The sequence below is a fragment of the Streptomyces toxytricini genome (assembly GCF_014649915.1).
GTDB lineage: Bacteria > Actinomycetota > Actinomycetes > Streptomycetales > Streptomycetaceae > Streptomyces > Streptomyces toxytricini.
The window spans coordinates 133,697-154,321 of the sequence record NZ_BMTY01000011.1 but is presented as its reverse complement, the minus strand read 5'-3'; the positions used below and the strand labels follow the sequence as shown (position 1 = coordinate 154,321).

General features: G+C 74.9%; 15 protein-coding genes. 6 read left to right on the top strand and 9 right to left on the bottom strand.

The window, feature by feature from the left end:
- Positions 1–280 precede the first annotated feature (280 nt).
- From IE170_RS16060 to IE170_RS16050, 3 genes are all read right to left on the bottom strand, one after another.
- On the bottom strand, positions 281–1,051 hold the full coding sequence (locus tag IE170_RS16060; RefSeq protein WP_189810057.1) for an anti-sigma factor family protein: 771 nt from the start codon (positions 1,049–1,051) through the stop codon (positions 281–283).
- Positions 1,048–1,653 carry a sigma-70 family RNA polymerase sigma factor gene (locus IE170_RS16055; protein ID WP_125547600.1) on the bottom strand — a complete coding sequence of 202 codons (606 nt, stop codon included), beginning with the start codon at positions 1,651–1,653 and terminating at the stop codon, positions 1,048–1,050. The genes IE170_RS16060 and IE170_RS16055 overlap by 4 nt, the downstream gene beginning before the upstream one ends.
- 110 nt (positions 1,654–1,763) lie before the next feature.
- The gene (locus tag IE170_RS16050) at positions 1,764–2,819 is read right to left on the bottom strand and encodes a DUF1996 domain-containing protein (RefSeq protein WP_189810056.1); all 1,056 of its coding nucleotides are present in this window, start codon (positions 2,817–2,819) and stop codon (positions 1,764–1,766) included.
- A 124-nt stretch (positions 2,820–2,943) separates the two neighbouring features.
- On the opposite strand from IE170_RS16050, the gene IE170_RS16045 reads away from it, so the two are divergent.
- The 3 genes from IE170_RS16045 (at position 2,944) to IE170_RS16035 (ending at position 8,901) form a co-directional block, all read left to right on the top strand.
- Complete coding sequence (locus IE170_RS16045) at positions 2,944–3,699, top strand: DUF1838 family protein (protein ID WP_189810055.1); 756 nt, start codon at positions 2,944–2,946, stop codon at positions 3,697–3,699.
- Between the two features lie 432 nt (positions 3,700–4,131).
- Entirely contained in the window at positions 4,132–5,922 is a 1,791-nt protein-coding gene (locus IE170_RS16040) for a S8 family peptidase (RefSeq protein WP_189810150.1), read from the top strand.
- 213 nt (positions 5,923–6,135) lie between these two features.
- Entirely contained in the window at positions 6,136–8,901 is a 2,766-nt protein-coding gene (locus tag IE170_RS16035) for a helix-turn-helix transcriptional regulator (RefSeq protein ID WP_229884834.1), read from the top strand.
- A gap of 63 nt (positions 8,902–8,964) precedes the next feature.
- On the opposite strand, the gene IE170_RS16030 is transcribed toward IE170_RS16035, so the two are convergent.
- The 4 genes from IE170_RS16030 to IE170_RS16015 form a co-directional block, all read right to left on the bottom strand.
- The gene (locus IE170_RS16030) at positions 8,965–9,879 is read right to left on the bottom strand and encodes a glycoside hydrolase family 19 protein (protein ID WP_189810148.1); all 915 of its coding nucleotides are present in this window, start codon (positions 9,877–9,879) and stop codon (positions 8,965–8,967) included.
- A gap of 228 nt (positions 9,880–10,107) precedes the next feature.
- Positions 10,108–10,518, bottom strand: coding sequence for a rodlin (locus IE170_RS16025; protein ID WP_189810054.1), 411 nt, complete (start codon positions 10,516–10,518; stop codon positions 10,108–10,110).
- 128 nt (positions 10,519–10,646) lie between these two features.
- Positions 10,647–10,838 (bottom strand): DUF5302 domain-containing protein, encoded by a 192-nt coding sequence (locus tag IE170_RS16020; protein ID WP_189810053.1) that lies wholly within the window; start codon positions 10,836–10,838, stop codon positions 10,647–10,649.
- A gap of 217 nt (positions 10,839–11,055) precedes the next feature.
- Positions 11,056–11,859, bottom strand: coding sequence for a caspase family protein (locus tag IE170_RS16015; RefSeq protein WP_189810052.1), 804 nt, complete (start codon positions 11,857–11,859; stop codon positions 11,056–11,058).
- Between the two features lie 381 nt (positions 11,860–12,240).
- On the opposite strand from IE170_RS16015, the gene IE170_RS16010 reads away from it, so the two are divergent.
- Genes IE170_RS16010 through IE170_RS16000 form a run of 3 tightly spaced genes read left to right on the top strand, consistent with a single transcriptional unit; the run spans position 12,241 to position 18,867 of the window.
- Positions 12,241–13,887: a P-loop NTPase family protein gene (locus IE170_RS16010; RefSeq protein ID WP_189810051.1), complete on the top strand. Its 1,647-nt coding sequence runs from the start codon at positions 12,241–12,243 to the stop codon at positions 13,885–13,887.
- Complete coding sequence (locus IE170_RS32665; protein ID WP_223856112.1) at positions 13,887–17,771, top strand: trypsin-like peptidase domain-containing protein; 3,885 nt, start codon at positions 13,887–13,889, stop codon at positions 17,769–17,771. Before IE170_RS16010 ends, IE170_RS32665 begins: the two co-directional genes overlap by 1 nt.
- Position 17,772: 1 nt before the next feature.
- The gene (locus IE170_RS16000) at positions 17,773–18,867 is read left to right on the top strand and encodes a trypsin-like serine peptidase (RefSeq protein WP_189810050.1); all 1,095 of its coding nucleotides are present in this window, start codon (positions 17,773–17,775) and stop codon (positions 18,865–18,867) included.
- On the opposite strand, the gene IE170_RS15995 is transcribed toward IE170_RS16000, so the two are convergent.
- Together IE170_RS15995 and IE170_RS15990 are read right to left on the bottom strand one after the other, a co-directional pair.
- Positions 18,854–19,225, bottom strand: a complete 372-nt coding sequence (locus IE170_RS15995) for a hypothetical protein (protein WP_189810049.1) — start codon at positions 19,223–19,225, stop codon at positions 18,854–18,856. The genes IE170_RS16000 and IE170_RS15995 overlap by 14 nt on opposite strands.
- A 322-nt stretch (positions 19,226–19,547) precedes the next feature.
- Positions 19,548–20,465 (bottom strand): MurR/RpiR family transcriptional regulator, encoded by a 918-nt coding sequence (locus IE170_RS15990; protein ID WP_189810048.1) that lies wholly within the window; start codon positions 20,463–20,465, stop codon positions 19,548–19,550.
- Positions 20,466–20,625 lie beyond the last annotated feature (160 nt).

Sequence of the window (20,625 nt, the reverse complement as noted above, 5' to 3'; positions counted from 1 at the left end):
CCCCACCCCATCATCGCCGGACGTCCGCCGACTACGTCCGGCGAATTGTGATGTCACAGGATGTCATGAACCACAATGTGACGATCAGTCCGGTCCGCGGTACGCGTACGCATCGGCCTCCGCCCCGGCCTGCGCCGCGGGCGCGCACGGCGGCCGGGGCGCCACGGGTTCACACGCAGCGCCCCGCCCGCCCGGTTCCGCCCGCCCCCGGGAACGCCGTACGGGGGCCCGGCCGCCGGGGGAGTCGGCGGCCGGGCCCCCGCAGGGCCGGCGGGCGCGGTCAGACGGCCGCGGGGACCGGCACCGAGACGAACGTCCGCCCGGACTCGTTCTCCACGAGGACCTCGCGGACGTCCGCCGGGTCCACCCAGGCCGAGCCGTCCAGGGCGGCGCCCTTCGCCTCGCCGCCGGCCGCCCCGCCCTGGCCGCCCGCCTGCGCCTGCCCGCCGACGACCCAGCTGCCCGCCGTGCTGCGCTTGCCGTCGCGCGAGACCACGACCAGCCGGCACCGCTCGCCCGGCGGGACGCCCGTCACGGCCGCGTGGACCCGCACCCACTTTGCCGCCGGGGTGACCTTCACGGTCATCCGCGCCCCGGTGCCCGGGTCGGTCGCGGAGGCCACCCTGGTCCCGGCCGGCGGAGGCGACGGGGCCGCCGTCACCGCCGGGGACGGGTCCGGCGGCGGCGCCGCGACGGGCTCGCCGCCGCCGCCCACGCGGGCGCCGGTCCAGAACACCGCCGCCAGCGAGGCCGCGGCCGCCAGGCCCGCCAGCCCCCACCGCCTGCGCCGGGCCGCGGCGGCCTCGCCGCGCACCCGCCGCAGTGTGCGCTGGAGCAGCAGGTCCCCGCCGACCGGCGGCCCGTCGAGGAACGCCTCCGCGGGCACCTCGCCCAGCGCCGCTTCCATCTCGCGCAACGCGGCCACCTCCTCACGGCACCGCAGGCAGCCGCCGACGTGTTCCTCGACCCGGCGGACGTCCTCCGCGTCCAGGACCCCGAGAACGTACGGGCCGAGGAGCTCCTCCTCGTGCTCGTGCCGCTGCCGGTTCATGCCACCACCTCCCGCAGTCCGGCGGGCTGCTGGGGCGGCCTGCCCGATCGATGTCGACGGCCCTTGCCGGCGCCGCCGTTCTGTCGGAACACCTCGCGCAGGGCCTTGAGCGCGTAGTGCGAGCGCGACTTGACCGTACCGGCCGGGATGCCGAGACTGTCGGCCGCCTCCGCCACGCTCAGCTGCCGGTAGTACAACTCCTTGAGCACGTCCCGGTGTTCCGGCGACAGCTGGTCGAGCGCCCCCAGGACGGTCATCGTGTCCACGACGGAGTCGGCGTGGTCGACCTCCACCGGGGGAGCGGCCGCAGCCCCGGACACCTCCTGCGGCCGGGCGGCCTTGGCCCGGTACCGGTCGGTGATGATGTTCCGGGCCACGGTGAGCAGCCAGCCGCGCACCGAGCCCTTCCCGTTCACCAGGACCTCGGCGTGCCGCCAGGCCCGGATCAGCGTCTCCTGGACGACGTCCTCGGCGGTGGCCCGGTCCCCCGTCAGCCGGGTGGCGTACGCGAGCAGGGCGTGCCCGTGCTCCTCGTAGACCGACCTGATCAGCGCCTCGTCGGTCGCGCCCCGCCGGGTACGGGGCCACAGTGGTCCGGCCATATCGCCCTCTCGTCCTCACTAGCCCTGTCGTGCGGTCAGAACACGCGGTTCCGGAGCCACCGGTTCAAGTGACCTGCATCACACCGGACGGCAGGGCGGCGGACGGCAGGTCAGAAGCGGCAGCGCACACCCCGGTTGAGGCAGTCGACGACCGCCGCCATCTGCTCGTCCGTCATGGCGTTGACGAACATCGCGTGGTCGGTCCGCGGATCGTGCCGCTGCTCGGAGAAGGAGTCGACGGCGACCGGGACCCCCGGCTCCACCTCGTACTCCAGCCCGATCCGCAGCTGCGGCACGGGGAAGGAGTCCGCCGGGCAGACGCCGTTCGCGGCGGGGAACCCCAGGTGGGCCCGGTGGTCGGGGCTGTCGGTGTCCAGGCCGTTCCAGCAGCTCGGGAAGACGAGCGTCCGGGTGATGCGCTCGCCGGCCGGGCAGCGCGGGTAGCGGGTGGTGGACCGCTCCGGCGTACCGGAGCAGCCCCACCGGGCGCGTACGCGCCCTCCGTCGCGGGCGGTGCCCGCCACCGCGTCTCCGGTGACGGCCCGCAGGAAGCGCGGCATCGGCACGACCCGGCTCACCGGGCTGCCCCGGAACTCCACCGTGACGGCGGCCTCGGACAGGATCCGGCCCGTGTTGCCGTGCCCGGCGGCGCGCTCGTGCGGGCGGGTCCCCGGCCGGTCGGTGCGGCGCAGGACCGGCCAGTAGTACGTGGAGCGGTCACCGCCGCGGCAGGTGGTCGCCGCGGCGGCCAGCGAGGCGTCCGTCGAGGCCGCGTCCGTCGACAGGTTGCCCGCGTACGCGTGCGTGTGGTGGGCGCCGGCGCGCAGCCCGGGGGAGACCACCACGTTGTCCTCGTTGTAGTGGCCCTCCCCGCCCCGCCCGCAGTCCACGGACACCGAACCGGACGAGGCCTGCGGCCCGGCAGGCGGCGGATCCCCCGGTACGGGCGGCTCCGGGCCGGGCTCCGCCGTGGCCGGCCCGGGCGCGGGCACTCCGGCGGCGCGCGGGCCGCCGTGCCCCGCCCCGCCGTGCCCTGCGCGGTCCGGCCGGGCGCCGTCCGGCAGGGCCGCGGCCAGCCCCGCCCCCAACACCAGGCACAGCACCGGCGCGAGCAGCGCGAGCGGGCGGCGTCCGCGGCGCCTGCGGCGCCCGCTTCCCCTCACCATGCGGATCACCGTCGCCGCTGCCCGCCCCCGCGTCAACCCGGAGTCCGCATCCCGGCCACCTGCCCGCCGCAACAGGCCCGGGGGTGCCTTGCCCGGCCGCGCGCGGCCGAGCACAGTACCCGGCATGACAACCGCACCCGGCACGGCCCCCGCCGACCTCCTGCGCGCCTTCGCCCGCGCCCGCGCCTCCCTCGACGGCGCCGAAACGGTCTTCTGGTGGTCCGGCGACGTCCACTCCTGGGCCCCGGACGAGCCCTACCGCCGCCTGTTCGGCTTCGAAGGCGTCAACGCCGCCCGCCTCGTGGCGGACGAGGAGAGCGGCGGCTACCGGCTCCTGGCCCGCGAGGCCGCCTTCTACCTGGACCCGCGGACCCGGGACATCCTCGACACCTGGGAGGGCAGGCGGGTCGTCCACGTCTGGAACGACCCGGCCAACCTTGCCCTGCGCCCGTTCCCCGTCCCGCTGACCCGGCTGGGCGACCAGGTCTGCTTCAGTCTGGAGATCCCCCTCTCCTACCCCTCGCCGCTGCCCGTCGCCGACTACCCCCTGCACTCCGCCGGGGACACCTACCGGGCCCTGGAGCTCTTCCAGTTCTTCGCCCCCGCCTCGGTGCTGGACACCGAGGAGCCCGGTGTGCCGTGCACGATGTCCTGGACGCGGATGTCGCCCTGGCTGCCGTGGATGGAGCAGGGGCAGCGGCCCGGCGGGCTCACCTTCCACTGCCGCGGCCGCAAGCTCGGCTCGTACGCGGAGGTACCGGAGCGGACCCGGCGCTTCATCGCCGACCGGCATCCGGAGTTCGCGCACGCCCCGGAGAACTGGTCCGAGCCCAACGAGACGAGCTGGACCCACTTCCGCCGGCTCGGCACCGAGGGATAGGACACCCCCGGGCAAATCCACAGCTCAGCCGGGGCCCGGACGGGTGGCCGGCGGTACCGGGAGGACCCCTCGGGGGCCGGCAGGGGGCGGACAAGGGTTTTCCCCGTATCCAGTTCACCCGCCCGTTGCCTACTGTCTGGCCACCGGCGATCTTCCCCCGCCCGCGGCCCCCGTCCCAACCCCACATGGTGCGAAGCCGCGAGCCGGACGACCGCCCAGCACCGACGTCGTCCCAGCCCCGCCGAAGCGGCAGGGACGGCGTGGCGATCCCGCGGTGGCCGGGCCGGAATTGACCAGCCCGCCCGGCCCCGTAAGATCGTCAACCCACCTCCCACACCGCCCCAACCGGGGTCGCTCCGGCCTGCCCGGGACCGGCCCGCGAAAGGGAAGACCGTGCACGCAACGCGACGCAGGCTGATATCCGTGGCGGCGATGTCCGTCACCCTGCTGGCCGGCTCCGCCACCGCCTCCGTGGCCCTGCCCGGCGCCGAGCCCGCCCCCGCCGGCCGGGCCGCCGCCTCGACCATCCCGGCCCCCGGCGCCCCCGCCGCCCCGGCCGCCGCCCCGGTCGAGAACCTGATCGTCGGCTACAAGTCGGGCGCCGCAGAGGCCAGCTCCAACAGCGCCGCCGCGACCGACGCCGCCGACAAGGGCAAGAAGGCCGGCAAGAAGGCCGCCTTCGACCGCCGCCTCGGCACCGGTGCCGCCCTCGTCAGCCTCGGCGGGGCCACCGCCCCCAAGGATGCGGCCGACCTGATGGCACAGTTCCGCTCCGACCCCGACGTCGCCTACGTCGAGCCGGACACCCGCGCCTACGCCATGGCCGCCCCGAACGACACCGAGTACGCCAAGCAGTGGGACCTCTTCGAGCCCACCGCCGGCATGAACGTTCCGGCAGCCTGGGACAAGGCCACCGGCACCGGCGTCACCGTCGCCGTCCTCGACACCGGCTACGTCGCCCACTCCGACCTCGCCGCGAACATCGTCCCCGGCTACGACTTCATCAGCAGCTCCACCGCCGCCCGCGACGGCAACGGCCGCGACAGCAACCCGGCGGACCAGGGCGACTGGAGCGCGGCCGGCGAGTGCGGCACCGGCTCCAAGGCGAGCGACTCCTCCTGGCACGGCACCCACGTCGCCGGCACCATCGGCGCGGCCGCCAACAACGCCAAGGGCATCGCGGGCATCGCGTACAACGCGAAGATCCAGCCCGTCCGCGTCCTCGGCAAGTGCGGCGGCGCCACCTCCGACATCGTCGACGCCATCACCTGGGCCTCCGGCGGCACCGTCTCGGGCGTCCCGGCCAACGCCAACCCCGCCAAGGTCATCAACATGAGCCTCGGCGGCTCCGGCACCTGCTCCACCAGCTACCAGAACGCCATCAACGCGGCCGTCGCCCGCGGCACCACCGTCGTCGTCGCCGCAGGCAACAGCAACGCCGACGCCGCCGGCTTCACCCCGGCCAGCTGCAGCAACGTCATCACGGTGGCCGCCAGCAACCGCGCCGGCGACCGCTCGTACTACTCCAACTACGGCGCCAGCATCGACGTCGCCGCCCCGGGCGGTGAGACCCGCCGCGCCACCGACACGCCCGGCACCGTCACCACCCCCGAGAACGCCATCCTCTCCACGCTGAACACCGGTCTCACCACCCCCGGCTCGGAGAACTACAAGCCGTACCAGGGCACCAGCATGGCCGCCCCGCACGTCGCCGGCCTCGCCGCCCTCATGGTCGCCGCCAAGCCCGCGCTGACCCCGGCCCAGATCGAGGCGGCCATCAAGACCAACACCCGCCCGCTCGCCGGCACCTGCACCGGCGGCTGCGGCACCGGCCTCGCCGACGCGGCCGCCACGCTGAACGCGGTGACCTCGACGACCCCCGCCCCGGGCCTCGAGAACACCACGAACGTGAACATCTTCGACAACGCGACCGTCGAGAGCCCGATCACCGTCACCGGTGTCGCGGGCAACGCCCCGGCCGCGCTCCAGGTCGGCGTCGACATCAAGCACACCTACATCGGCGACCTCAAGGTCGACCTGGTGGCCCCCGACGGCTCGGTCTACACCCTGCACAACCGCGCCGGCGGCAGCACCGACAACATCAACCAGACCTACACCGTGAACGCCTCCTCCGAGGTCGCGAACGGCACCTGGAAGCTCCGGATCAACGACAACGCCGGCGGCGACACCGGCTACCTCGACGCCTGGAAGCTCACCTTCTGAGACACCCCCGCCCGGCCGCCCCGGCAGCCGGCGCACGCACCACCCGATGACACCCGCGGGCCTGCCGATACCCTCGTACCGGCAGGCCCGCGCGGCTTTCCCGGCCGTGACTGAATTGTGCGTCACACTTCGCCTCCACCCGGCCCGCGACCTCGTATTCTCGCTCCTCACAGGAAAGGCACAGAGTGGGGACCGAGAGGCTGGTGGCTGTGCGTGGCAGCGGGGCGCGCCAACGCGACCGTAGGACACGGTGAACTGATCAAGGCGGTCGAGCAGGCGCTCGCCGAGCACGGGCGCGCCCTGCTCACCGCACCCGCCGGCGCGGGCAAGACCGAGCTCGCCGGCGCCATCGCGGCAGCGGCCGAGGCCAGGCAGGAAACCGTGCTCCGCCTCGCCCCCGAAGCCGCCGACCGGTGGATCCCGGAGGCGTCGGCCGCCGCGCTGCTCGCCTCGGTCCCCTGCGACGCGCTCGAACCGCTCTCCGGACCGCAGCGCACCGCCATCGCCCACCTGCGCCGCGAGACCGACACCCCGCGCGCCGGCCGCGACCACGTCGCCCTGCGCCTCGCCGTCGTCGAGGTGCTGCGCACCCTGGCCGCGCGCACCCCCGTCCTCCTCGTCGTCGACAACGCCCAATGGCTGGACCCGGAAAGCACCGATCTGCTCCGGTTCGCCCTGCGGCTGACCCCTCCCCGGGTCCGCGTCCTGGTCGCGGAATGCGTGCAGGGCGGCGTGCCCGTCGCCGCGCCCCTGTGCGGCCCCGGCACCCCGGCGATACGCATCCCGCCGCTCGGCGCCGACGAGGTCGCCGAACTCCTCGTCCGGCACGGCCTGCCCGCCCGCATCGCCGGCCGGGTCCACCAGGCCAGCGGCGGCAACCCGCGCCTCGCGCTCGCCCTCGGCCACTCCCTCGCCGAGGCCGCCGGCTCCCGCGACGGCGGCGCCCACCACGCCGACACCCTGCCCCTGTCCGGCCAGGCCCGCGAGGTCGCCCGGCGCCTCCTCGCCGAGGTCCCCGCCCGCACCCGGCGCACCCTGCTCCTCGCCGCCCTCGCGGCCCGCCCGACCACCGCGCTGCTGCGCCGCGCCGGCCGCCCCGACGCCGAAGCCGAACTCGCCGAGGCCGAACGGGCCGCACTGGTCACCGTCGGCGAGGACGGCACCGTCGCCTTCACCGCCGGAGCCCTGCCCATGGCGCTGGCCGCCGACGCGGGCTGGCCCGAGCGGGCCGCCGGGCACGCCGCGCTCGCCGCCGCCGTCGACGACCCCGTCCAGGCCGTACGCCACCGGGCCCTCGCCGTGGACACCCCGGACGAATGGCTCGCCGCCGAGATCACCCGGGCCGCCGCGGACTGCCGCCGCCGCGGGCAGCGGGCACTGGCCGCCGAACTCGGACTGCTCGCCGCCGAACGCACCCCGGGCGACCGGCCCGGCGACGAACTGGCCCGGCTCGTCGCCGCCGCGGAGGACGCGGGCTGGGCCGGCCGGGCCGACCTCGCCCGCCGCGCCACCCGCGCCGTCCTCGCCCGCGACGCCTCGCGCTCCGACCGGGTCCGGGCCCGCCTCGCCGTCATTGACGCCGCCGGGCAGGCCCTCGGCACCCTCGACGAGACCTTCGCGTACGCCGTGGACGACGCCGAGGGCGACCCGGCCCTCCAGGCCGCGGTCCGCCTGCGCGTCGCCTGGAAGCACAACCTCAGCGACGGCGACCCCGTCCGCGCCCGGGACGAGGCGGCCGAGGCCGGCCGGCTCGCCGCCATCGGCGGGGACCAGGTCGCCGAGGCCATGGCCCTCACCGTCCGGGCCCGGATGGGCCGCATCCTCGGCGACCCTGACGCCGAGGAGATCCTGGCCGAGGCGCTCGCCCTGCCCGCCCCCGAGGTCCCCCTCGGCATGCGCAACGCCCCGCAGTACCTGGCGGTCAGACACGCCCTGTTCGACGACCGGCTCGCCGACGCGCGCCGCGAGCTGCTCGCGCTGCTGCCCGCGGTCCGCCGCACCGGCTCCGCCGAGGACGTCTTCGAGGTGCTCCGCAGCCTGACCGAGGTGGAGCTGCGGCGCGGCCGGTGCGCGACCGCCTCCGACCACGCCCGGCGGGCCCTGGAGCTGACCATCGAGGCGGGCCTCTCACCCGGCCCCGCCTGGTACGTCGCCGCGATGGCGGAGGTGACGGGCGGGAGCTTCGCACGCGCCGCCGGGTACGCGCGCCGCGGCATCCAGGCCTCCGAGGAGGAGCGCGACCAGGTCTTCCTGTCGCGGAGCCTGTACGCGCTCGGCCTCGTCGAGCTGGCGACGGGCGAGGCGGCGAAGGCGGTGGCGACGCTGCGCCGGGTGGCGGTCCTGGAGGCGGCCCAGCAGGTGGTGGACCCCTCGATCCTGCGCTGGCACGGGGAGCTCGCGGAGGCCCTGGTCGCCGCGGACGCGCCCGAGGAGGCGGTGGCGCTGATCGACGAGGTCGGCGCGGTCGCGCGGTCGCTGGGACGGGCGACGGTCGTCGCGGCGCTGGACCGGGCGCGCGGTTCGGCCCTGTCCGTGCTGGGCGAGGCAGAGGCGGCCGTGGAGCTGCTGACGCGGACGGCCGCCGACTTCCAGGCGTACCAGCTGCCGGTGGAGCGCGGCCGGACGCTGCTCGCGCTGGCCCGGGCGGAGCGGCGGCGGCGCCGGAAGGCTCCGGCGCGGGCGGCGCTGCAGGCGGCCGCGGCGGTCTTCGAGCAGGCGGGTGCGCGGCCGTGGGCGCAGTTGGCGGCCGAGGGGCCGGAGCCGGTGCCGGCCGAGGCGGGGCCGGCGGTGGCGCTGGCCGCCCTGACGGAGGCGGAGGCCCGCCTGGCGCTGCTGGTGGCGCAGGGCGCGAGCAACCAGGAGGCGGCGGCCCGGCTGTTCGTCAGCGTCAAGACCGTCGAGGCGCGGCTGACGAGGATCTACCAGAAGCTGGAGGTGCGTTCGCGGGCACAGCTGGCGATGGCCCTGAGGGCCCCCTGAGCGCGGGACGCGCCGAAGGGGCCCTCGCCGGGCCGGCGGGGCGGGCCGTCGGGCCCGGCCCGGTCAGCAGGTCAGGTTCGGTCCGGGGGTCACGCCCAGCATCGCGGTGAAGTTCTTGTAGGCGTTCACGCGGCTCTGGACCTGGGCGGGGTTGCCGCCGTTGCACTCCAGGGCGCCGTTGATGGAGCGGATCGTCTCGCCGAAGCCGGAGCCGTTCGTCATCGCGGCGTGCGCCGTCATGGTGCCGGGGCCGTTCTGGGTGTTCCAGTACCACAGGGCGGTCTTCATGGCGACGGCCGGGTCGCGCTCCACCAGGTACGGGTCGCCCAGCAGGTTGATGCCGAGGGCGTCGCCGGCGGCCTTGTAGTTGAAGTTCCAGCTGAGCTGGATGGGCCCGCGGCCGTAGTAGGCGGCCCGCCCTGCGGGGCAGCCGTAGGGCTGGGCGGCGTCGCAGTAGTGCGGGTAGTTGGCGGTGTTCTGCTCGACGATGTGGACGAGCCCGCCCGTTTCGTGCGAGACGTTCGCGAGGAAGGCGGCGGCCTCCCGGCGCTTGGTGGTGTCGTCGCCCGTGTTGGCGAAGCCGGGGTAGGCGGACAGGGCCGCGACGAGGCCGCGGTAGGTGTAGAAGGGGTTCCGGTTCGGGAACATGCGGTTGAACTGGTCTTCGGTGACGACGAATCCGGACGGGTCGGTGCCCGGGTCCGGGTCGGGGTCCGTACCGCCGCCGGTGCCGCAGGCCCCCTGGTCGGACCAGACGCCCCACTGGCCCGTGGTGCCGGGCTTCTCGCCCTGGGTCCACCACTTGGCCTGCCAGTTGCGGCCGTTGTGCGAGGCGGTCGCGCCTCCGGTGTAGACGGCTGAGGAGGTCCAGGCGCCGGCGCAGGCGGGGGCGGCGGCGGCCGGGGAGGCGGGCAGGGCGGCGGCGATGCCGAGGGCGGCGGCCGCGGCGGCGGCGAGGGCGAGGGCGCGGCGGCGCAGCGGACGTATCACGCAACTTCTCCTAAGGCGTGGGGATTTGCCGGTGGGGCGGCACTGCCACCAGCCAAGCGAACTGGTATGGACCTGTCAAGGTCTAGACCAAGGTGCCGTGTGGGTGGCCGCGCGGGCGGCTCCGGGAGCGGGCAACGGGCAGGGCCCGTACGCGGGGTGGTGCGTACGGGCCCTGCCTGTCGTGCGGGGAGCGGCGCCGCTGCCCCGCCCGGGGGGTCAGCTGCCGGCGGAGAGGTTGCCGGAGAGGACCGGGATGTTGTCCAGGATGTGGGAGAGGGACTCGTCGCCCTTGGCCTGGGTGGAGTTCTCGGCGCACTGCTGGTTCATCGGGTTGGACAGGACGTTGATGTCCTGGACGCCGATGTTGAGGGCGCCGATCAGCGACTGGGCGTTGACCTTGGCGGGAAGGCCCACGCAGAGCTTGTTCAGCGAGCCCTGGACCAGGCCCAGCTGCGGGCTCATCGCGCCCTTGGTCTCCTGGTTGCCGTAGATCTGCGCGGAGTCGTTGCCGTTGACGGTGTTGACGCCGTTGTCGTTGCCGATCGCCATCGCCGGGGAGGCGACCGCGGCGCCGGCGCCGAGCACGGCTGCGGTGGCGGCGGTCGTGGCCATGAGCTTCTTGAGCATGAGGAGGATCCTTCTGTCGCGCTGTCGCATGGATGGTGGTCCCCGGCGGGACGAGCTGATCAACTGCCGTTCCCGCCGGGGGTTATCGCCTGTCACCCATGTGGCCCAGCGCGCGCTCGGGCGGCCGGTCAGCCGGCCTTGCGGCGGGTCCGCTTCTGTCCGCCGCCGGCCCCTGTGCTGGTGCCCTGGATCTTCGTCCGGCTCTGGTGGGCCTGCTGGGCCCGCGCGTTGCGCGCGTTGCGCTCCAGGGCCTCGCGGAACCTGCGCTTGGCCTCCTCGGCGGGCGACTCGTCCTGCGGCGCGTCCGACTCCTGTGCCATGTGTCCTCCTCCGGTGTGCGAAGCCGCCAGTCTGTCAGCCCTGCGCCGCCCGGACCAGCGAGTTCTCCCTCCGGCAGGGTCCGGCGCGCCGGGATCCGGCGGCCAACGCAAAGTCCCGGACCCCCGCAGGGGGCCCGGGACGTCACGGGTGCACTTCGCTTGACCACCGTGACCAACGACGCACCGCGCCGGAAGTCACGGCCCGCGCGGCGGCCGATCAGACGGTGAAGGGCTTCTGCCCGAGGAACTCCGGCGACGGGCTGCCCGTGGTGTGCAGGTTGGGCACCTGCGTGCGCGGCAGCCGCTCCCGGATGGCCTGGTGGAAGTCCCGGTAGCCGCCGGAGAACGCGCCCGCGTCCCACACCCGCAGCAGGGCCTCGGTGAACGCGCCGTTCACCCGGCCGTCCAGGGCGAACTGGTCGTCCTGGCAGGCGGAGATCAGCAGCGTGCCGGGCTCGCCGTCCACCCCGTTCTTGCGCAGCTCGCGCTGGAGCTCCTGGTAGAACGCCCGGTCGCGTTCGAAGAGCTGCTGCTGGCGTACGACGGGCATGACGCGGACCGCGGCGTCACCGTCTCCGCCGGGCTGCGACGCGGCCTCGGTGGCCGTCCCGCTGTGGCAGCAATCCAGCAGGCAGAAGATCCGCACCCCGGGGGAGAAGCGGCGGAACTCCCGGTGCAGCTCGTCGTCGAGGAACTGGCGGTCGAAGAGGACGAGGGTCTCGTCGAGGGCGTCCGGCTCGTCACCCTCCTCGTCCGGGACCTGTCCGCCGTGGCCCGAGTAGGTGAACAGCAGGATGTCCCCGTCCTCCAGCCGCCCGGCGGCCTTGCGCAGCTCGGCCGTCACGCGGTCCACGGTGCCCTCCGGGGTGAGCAGCACCGTCGGCTCGAAGCCGGCGGCGCGGGCGACCGCCGCCATGTCGCGGGCGTCGTTCTCGCACGCCAGCAGTCGGCCGTCCCACCCGCCGTACGCGGCGGGGTCGACGCTGTTGAGTCCTACGTGGACGGAGAGTCCTGCGGGCACGGGTTCCTCCTCGGAGAGCGGTGCGGGATCGGGATACCTCGGGGATGGCTTCCTCGGCGCGGCACCCCGCGAACCCGGCGGCGGCCGGTGCCGCCCGATCGGGAACGGCCGCCGCGGTGAGGTCGGCGGGCGGCCGAACGAAGGACCGGCCGGGGCCGCCACCGCAGCGGATGTGCCGACCGGACGCGGCCGTGTGAGTCCGGCAGTGCGGCGTGCGGGCGGAGCAACGGCTGCGACCAACCGGCCCCGCGGCGCCGTCGACGCCGGCTGCCCCGCGCCCGCCACTCCGCGGCCTTGCACCCAGGTGAAGCGGGTGAAACCATGACAGATGTCACCAGTGGATCCGTCGGCCGCCCCCACGGGCGGACGGGCAGGTGCACAATGCCGCTCACCGACACGGAATGGGGCGTGGTCACCGCCTGGGTGCGGGACTACCTCCTGGACACGCCCGACCCCCACGACCGCCTCCGGCAGGTCGGGTACCCGAGTGCGTTCATCGGCGCGCTCAGCCTCACCTCCAAGGCCGGCGACAACGCCGCCGCCCTGGTCCGGGCCGTTCGGCACAGCATCACTGCCCAGATATTCCTCCTCGACGTCCTGCTCGGTCTCGACGAATTCGCCTGCCAGCTCGAATTGCAGGCCCAGGCCACCGCCTTCCGGGCGAGACTCGCGGAGGACGCGCGCGCCCACGTCTCCGACCAGGACCACTTCCGCGCGGGCGTGCTGCGCAACGGCGCCGAGGTGTTCATCGACCGCGCACAGCTGCGCGAACGGCTGCGGGAATTCCTCGCCGACCCCGAGAAGACCGTCCTCGTCGTCGACGGCGAGCCCGACAGCGGCCGCTCCTACACTTACAGCCTCATCCGCTACCTCGGCCAGCACTGCGGATTCCGCCCCGTCCGCGTGACGCTGACGCACACGACGACCGCAGCCCAGCTGATCCGGCAGATCGCCGCACGCCTCAACCCCGAAGCCGAGCCCCCGCAGTTGAATCCGGCACCGTTGAACGATCCACTGTCCGCGCACGAATGGGCCGTCCAGCAGATCGTCACCCGCGCCACCGCGGCCCCCGAGGCGTTCTGGATCATCCTCGACGAGTGCGACCGGCTCGCCTCGACCTCCGACGCCTGGGACGCCATCGGCCAGCTGGCCCGGGCCCTGTTCGAGCACGGGCCCGCACCCGAGGGCAGCGCGCCCCGGCTGGTCCTGCTGGGCTACCCGGCGACGATGCCGCAGCTGCCGTACGAGATCCGCAAGACCGTGTGCCGGGACACCGCCCGCATCCTCGGCCGCGACGACGTCGACGACTTCTTCCGCACGTACTTCACCCAGGCCCCCGTACCCCCCGCGGACGCCGTCCGCCTGGCCGCGGCCTCCGCGGCGGCGGTGTGGGAGGCCGCACAGGCACCCGCCTCAGGCGACAGCCCCATGCGCCGGCTGTGCACGGCCGCCGAGACAGCCGTCGGCACCTGGCGCTCCCTGGCACCCGGCGCCGACTACGCCCGCCTGCTGCTCCGCGAGCTCGGCGCCCCGGCGGCCCTGGAGCCGGCGGCCCCCTCCGAGGACCGCCGGGCCTACCGGCGGGCCGCCTGCCTGCTCGTCCGCTTCGAACCGGACACCCTGCGCCTGCCCGGCGAACGCGAACCCTCCGGACGCGCCCAGCAGGAACTCGTCGACGACTGCACGACGCTCTCCACGAACCCGCCCGTCTGGACCCTGCGCGACGACATCCGGGAGGCGGCCCTCGCCGACCTGCCCGGGCCGGCCGCCGCCCGGCGCTGCCTGGAGGCCAACCTCGCCCAGGTGCAGGCCGGCCCGGCACCGGAACGCATCACGCTCGCCTACCTCAGCGGGCGGCCCCCGGACGCCCGGCGGCTCGACGCGGACGCCCTCGCCGCCGCCCACCAGGCCGTGCTGTGGCTGTCCCGGATCCCGGGCACCGCCGGAATCCCCGACCCCGGGCAGCTCCGGAACCTGCTGGAGCGGGTGCGCCTGCTCCAGCCGCTGCGCCGCCTGTTGGAGGAGTGATGGACCAGCAGGCCTTCTGCGGCCGCACCGCCGAGCTGTCCCGGCTGCGCGCGTACGTCCTCGACGACGGAGCCGGCGGCCCCGGCCCGGCCGAACGGCCCCCGCTCCTGATCCACGGGCTCGGCGGCATGGGCAAGAGCACCCTCCTGGCCAAGTTCCTCCTCGACTGCCTCCCCGACGACGTCACGGCCCCCTTCCCCTTCCCCTTCGCGTACGTGGACTTCGCGCGGCCCACCCTCTCCGTCCACGAACCGGCCACGCTCATCGCCGAAATGGCCCGGCAGCTCGGCGTGCAGTACCCCGATCACCGCCCCGCCTTCGACGCCCTCGCCGGCGCATGCGAGGAGACCGCCCGCACCCAGCGCGAGGAGCAGGGCGAGATCGACGAGCTGTACGGGCTCTCCTCCACCCGGTCGAGCATGGGGCGCACCGCGGCCGAGCGGTTCCACACCACCGCCCGCACGCGCGAGACCGAACTCGTCCGGCAGGTCGCCGAACTCGTGGCCCTGGCCGTCGGTACCGGTCCCGGCGCGGAGGAGCCGGCGGGCGTGCAGGCCCCGCCTCTGGTCGTCGCCGTCGACTCGTTCGAGGCCGCCCAGTACCGGGCCAACCCGGCGATCGGCCGGCTGTGGGCCATGTGGTCGGTGCTGCAGAAGGCCTACCCGCGGCTGCGGTGGATCGTCGCCGGCCGCGCCCCCGTGGACCACCCCGCGCGCGTCGTCGACCCCCTGACCATCGAACTCGGCGAACTCGGCTCTGACGCGGCCGTCGCGCTCCTGCGCAGCCGCGGCATCGAGGACGAGGCCGTCGCCCGGGCCCTCGCCGAGCGCGTCGGCGGACATCCGCTCAGCCTGAAGCTCGCCGCTCGGGCCGCAATGATCGTCGGGGACGGCACGGGCCAGCTGGGCGAGCTGGTGGAGAGCCTGCCCCGGCGCCGCCAGGTCCTGCGCAAGGTGGACCAGATGCTCGTCCAGGGCGTCCTCTACGACCGGATCCTGCGCCACATCGCCAACCCCTCCGTCCGGGCCCTCGCCCAGGGCGGACTGGCCCTGCGCAAGATCACACCCGAGCTGGTCAAGGACGTCCTCGCCGAGCCGTGCGGGCTGCGCGTCGACACGGCGGAACAGGCCCGGACCTTGTTCGGCCTGCTGGCCCGGCTCGACCTGATGGAACCCGCCGGGCCCGGCCGGATCCGCCACCGCCCCGACCTGCGCGCCATCATGCTGCGCCTGTCCGACACCGCCGGCACCGTCCTGATGCGCGCCGTCGCCCGGCGGGCGGTGGAGTTCTACGCCGCCCGGCCCGGCGCGGAGGCCCGCGCCGAGGAGATCTACCACCGGCTGCGCCTCAACGAGAGCCCCCGCACCGTGGAGGAGCGCTGGGAACCCGGCGTCGAACGCCACCTCGGCAGCGCCGCCGAGGACATGGCACCCCGGTCTGCGGCCTTCCTCGACGGCCGCCTCGGCGGGCACACCGCAGGGCTGCCGCTGCACGACGCCGACCAGGAGGACTGGGAGCGGATCACCGCCCGGGAGGTCGAGGACCTGCTCGCGCAGGGCTACCTCGCCGAGGCGGAGGCGCGGCTGGCGGAACGCCGGCCCTGGACCCCCGGCAGCGTGCTCGACCCGCTGCTGGTCGAGACCCTCGCCCGCCTCGACCGGCGCGCGGAGGCCAGGGCCGAGGCGGACAGGGCGATCGACCGGGCCGAGGAGGCGGGCGACGCCGACGCCGAACTGGACCTGCTGCTGCTCGCGGCCCGGCTCGCGGAGGAGGACGGCGATCCGGCGGCTGCCGACCGGGACCTCGCCGAGGCCGAGGACCTCGCGACCGGTCTGGGCCGCGACTTCGACGCGATGGGCGCGCTCCTGGCCCGCTCCCGGCTCGCCGCAGCAACCGATGCCGGGCCGGAGGCCGTGACGAGGCTCTCCGAGCGGCTGCGGGCGCTGCCCGACGAGGCGATGGCGCAGCAGCCGGCCCTCGTACGGGCCGTCGCCGCGGAGGTGTCCGCCCGCGACCCGGCCGCACTGGACCACACCCTCAAGGTGCTGGGCCTGCCCGAAGCCGACGACACGGCCCTGGAGCAGCTGGCGGAATCGATCCGCCTGGCCGTGGCCAAACAGCCCCGGCTCGGCGAGGCCCTGCACCGCGTCCTCGCCGACGCCGCCGGCACCACGCCGCAGCCGCCGAAGCCGCCGGCACCTGTCGCACCACCGGGTGCGCCCGTGCAGCCCGGCGGGTCCGGCCCGGCGCCCGGGCCTGTTCCGCCCACTGCGCCGGCGGAGCCCGCCGGGCCCCCGCCGCTGGGGGCACCCCCACTGCCCGCTGGGCCCGAAAGGCCTGGACGGCTTGGCGGGCCCGTACCGGCCGGGGGACCCGTGCCGACCGAAGGGCAGGACGCGGGTGCGCAGGGCGAGTCGCAGCCTCCGGGGTCCGCCGGGGCCGGGGCCGGCCCGCAGAGCTCCGCCCTGTCGGGAGCGGCCGCGCCGGCAGCCGACCCGGCCGGCAGCGGTACGGCCGGGATGCTGCGGGAGGCCCGCCGCCGCGGGACCCTCGACGAACTCGCCCGCCGCCTGATCGTCCTGCGGGACGACCACGGCGACCTCGTCTCCGGAGTGGCGGCCGCCATGGGCGTCGCTGTCCGCAGACCCGACAAGTCGGAGGTCGAACAGGTCTCGCCCGACACCGGAAAGGAACCGCCCCCACGGGGCGTGGACCGCATGGACTTCACATACCTGCCGCGTGAGGACCTCATCCGCCTCAGGAACACCGCCCTGGAGACAGGGCTGGCCGATCCCTCGATGCGGCCCCTCCTGCTCGCCGGGATCATGCCCAGGTACAGGGGCGTCCTGCCCGTCCTGGCCGCCCCCGGCGCACAGGTGCAGTCCGACCTGGAGGCGATGAACAGGGTGGAGCGCCTCGTGGACGGCTCCGTGCCGCTGGAGATCTGGCTGCGCAACGCCGTCGCCCAGACGGCGGAGGCCGGCCCGCTCGCGGTGTTCCAGAGCGCCTTGGACGAGGTGGCGCGCGAGGCCGAAGGTGAGCCCGACGTGCCCGAGCCGCCCGCCGGGGAGACCAAGGAGGAGATCGTCTTCCGCGACGACACGGTCCCCTTCGAGTTCCTCCTCGCCGGCGAGGCCGCGGGCCGCGCAGTGGCGCGGCTCAAGGTGACCCCGTACCAGGGGGGCGCGCCGCTCGGGCCGGGCGGGTACCCGCACGCCGGCACCGGCTGGCTCATCGCGCCGGGGCTGCTCGTCACCAACCACCACGTCGTCACCGCGCGCACCCGGACCGCCGCCAGCCGGGGCCCCCTCGATCCCGCGGACCTCCTCCTCCAGGCGCGGAACACCCGCTGCCGGTTCGACTACGGCGCGGACGCCGCCTCGGGCGCGACGCCGGCCGACGAGGTGGCCGTGGCCGAGCTGCTCGCCTGGGACGAGGGCCTCGACTACGCGGTCCTCCGCCTGGCGGACGGCCCGCCGCGCGAACCCCTGCGGATCGCGGCCGCCCCGCTGGCGGTCACCCCGCAGGAGCCCGTCCCCGTCAACATCATCCAGCACCCCGGCGGCGAGCCGAAACGCGTCGCCCTGCGCAACAACCTGGTCTACGAGGCGGACGCGAAGGACGTCCGCTACTTCACCGACACCCGCGGCGGGTCCTCGGGATCGCCCGTCCTCACCGACGACTGGACGGTCGTCGCCCTGCACCGCGGTACCCGGCGCGTCGAGGACGTCGTCTACCAGGGCAAGACGACGGCGTTCGTGAACGTCGGCACCCAGATCGGCACGATCATGCAGCACCTTGCCGAGCACAGTCCCGCCGTCCACCGGGAGATCGCGGACGCCCAGGCACTGCTCGGCGGGCGGCACCCCGCGGAGGTGGTCTGAGATGACGGCCCGATCACCGGTGGCCACCCGGCCCGAGCAGGTCTTCGGCGACCTGCGCGAGGTGGCCGCCCGCGTACGGCACGCCCTTGAGGCGGAGGTTCCGGAGTCGGCCCCGCTCCCCGCCGGGGCGGAGGGCGGCCTCGCGCAGGCCGGGGCGGCGGCCCGGGAGATCGCCGCCTGCGCCGTTCAGGAGCGGGCGCGCGTACTGGCCGCAGGCGCTCGCGGGCTGGAGAAGCTCGCCGAGGGCCGCGCGGACGAGGTCGACGAGGACGAGTACTTCGGCGTGGAGGCCATCGTCCTGCTGGAGGGCCGGCCCGCGATCCTGGTGCAGGGCCGCGACTTCCCCTCCCAGCAGGGTGACTGGGCGGTCCTGGACGGGCACCGGGCCGCGATCCGCGAGTCGCTCGCCCGTGTGGGCCGCGTCGACGTCGAGGGCCATCCGCGGCTGGCCTGGGTGGGCACTGCGTTCCTCGTCGCCCCCGGGGTGGTGATGACCAACCGCCACGTGGCCGTCGAGTTCTCCGCCGGCCGCGACGGCGACGGCGGGGGCGGGTCCTGGACGTTCCGGGCGGGGATGTCCGCCCGGCTGGACCTCGCGGAGGAAGCGGACACCGCGCCCGGGGACGCGTCGCTGGAGTTCGCCGTCACGGAGGTCATCGGCATCCACCCCGAGGTCGACCTGGCCCTGCTGCGCGTGGACACCGCCTCGGACGGCCGCGCTCCGGCGACGCCGCTCGCGGTGGCCGCCGATCCGCCCGGCGACGTGCCCGGCCGGCCCGTGTACGTGGTCGGCTACCCGGCGGAGGACGGCCGCCGCAACGAGCCCGAGGCGATGCGCCGCATCTTCATGGACGTCTACAACGTCAAACGGCTCCAGCCGGGGACGACGACGGGCCTTGCTCCCGACCGGCTCACCGTCCGGCACGACTGCTCCACCCTCGGCGGCAACAGCGGCTCCCCGGTCTTCGACCTCGCCGACCACCGCGTCCTCGGCCTGCACTACGGCGGCCGCTACGGCTTCGGGAACTACGCGGTCCCGCTGTGGGAGCTGGTCGACGACCCGCTCCTGGCCCGCGCCGGAATCAACTGGGTGTAGCGCGCAGTGCGTCGCCGACGAGCCGGACGGCCCGCGACAGCCGGCCGAGCTGCTGGAGTTCCACGGCGTACATGCGGATCGAGTTCTCGATGACGGCCTCGCCGACGCCGAGCGCCGGGAGCTCGGCCCGGCTGGTCTCCAGGGCGACGCGGACGGTCCGCATCTCGTGCTGGAGCTGGAGCTGGGCGTGCCGGGCGAGGAGGACGGAGCTGCGGGTCAGCGTGGAGTAGCTGCCGTAGCGGGCCGGGAGCAGGTCCCGGAGCCAGCGCATGGCCGTGCGTTCCCAGTCCTGGGTGCCCGGAGCCTTGACCTGGCAGGGCCAGTCGGGGCTCAGGGCGGGGGAGAGCGTCTGGCGCATTCTCGTCGCTTCCGAAGGGTGTCGAACTGTGATCGAGGCGTCGGTGGGCGGCGGCCCCGGCCCAGGGGTTGACCGGGGGCCGCCACAAGCGCTCTGGTGGACCCGCTGCCGGGACCGGCACCCGGGCCAGGACGTGAGGAGGAGTCGTCCGGCCCGGGTATCCGTTCCGGGAGGGCGTTAGGGGTCGCCCTCCTTGGCGCGTCTGACGGATCCGGCGCGCTGCTCAGTAAACATATATACCGTCGAGTAAACAAGAGAATGAAAAATTACATGCGCCTCGACGGCATGAAAATCCGCAGGTCACTACGGGTCAAACCGGTCCCTAGAGGAAGAAACCGTGCTGGTCGGCGACCTGCTCGTACCCTTCGAGCCGGGCCTGCGTCCGCTCGGGATCCGCATCGGCCATGGCCTGGAGCAGCGCCGCAGACAGCATGCCCGGCGCCGCGTACGAGTCGAACACCAGCCGCGCCCCGGTCCCCGCGGTCAGCGCGACGTCCGCCTCGTCCACCAGCGGCCCCAGCGTGTGGTCGGTGATCAGCGCGATCTTCAGCCCCGCGTGCCGGGCGGCCCGCAGCGCCGACAGCGTCTCCTTCGCGTGCCGCGGCATGGCGAACGCCAGCGCCCACGTCCCGCCCGCCTCGCGCGACTGCAGCAGCGCGTCGTAGGCGACGCTGCCGCCCCGGGTCACCAGCCGCACGTCGGGGTGGATGCGCCGCGCCGCGTACGCGAAGTACTCGGCCAACGACACCGAGATCCGCAGGCCCAGCACCGTCAGCGGCACCGAACGGGCCAGCTCCCGCCCGATGTCCAGCACCTGGTTGGTGTCGGCGAGCAGCCGCCGCACGTTCTCCAGGTTCTCGATCTCCGCGTCCACGGCCGCCTGGAGCTCGTTGCGCCGGTACTGCTCGCGGGCCTCCGGCGAGCCCGCCACCGCGCTCAGCGCCATCGGCTGCAGGACGTCCCGCAGCGCCGGATAGCCGCTGAACCCGAGCGCCGTCGCGAAGCGCGTCACCGACGGCTGGCTGACGCCCACCCGCTCCGCGAGCTCCGTGATCGACAGGAACGCCGCCTCGGTGAGGTGGTCGATCAGGTACTGGGCGATGCGCCGCTGGCCGGGCGAGAGGCGGCGGCCGTCGAACAGGGCGCGGACCCGGTCACCCGGAGCCCTCTCGTGGTCGGGCGCCTGCCCGCTCGGCGTGATCGCAGCCGCCTGGGCGCGTGCCTGCTGCCCGGATGACACCGGTGTGCCTCCCTCTCATGTCACTCGTCTTCCAACATAGCTCACGCCCCGTGGTCGCCCCCGGGCGCTCCGCCCCTGCTCCGGCCGGTGATGCGACCGTCGGGGAACCGTACGGCACAGGACCTGTCGCGGCCCGCGCAGACCTGCAAATATGATGGGC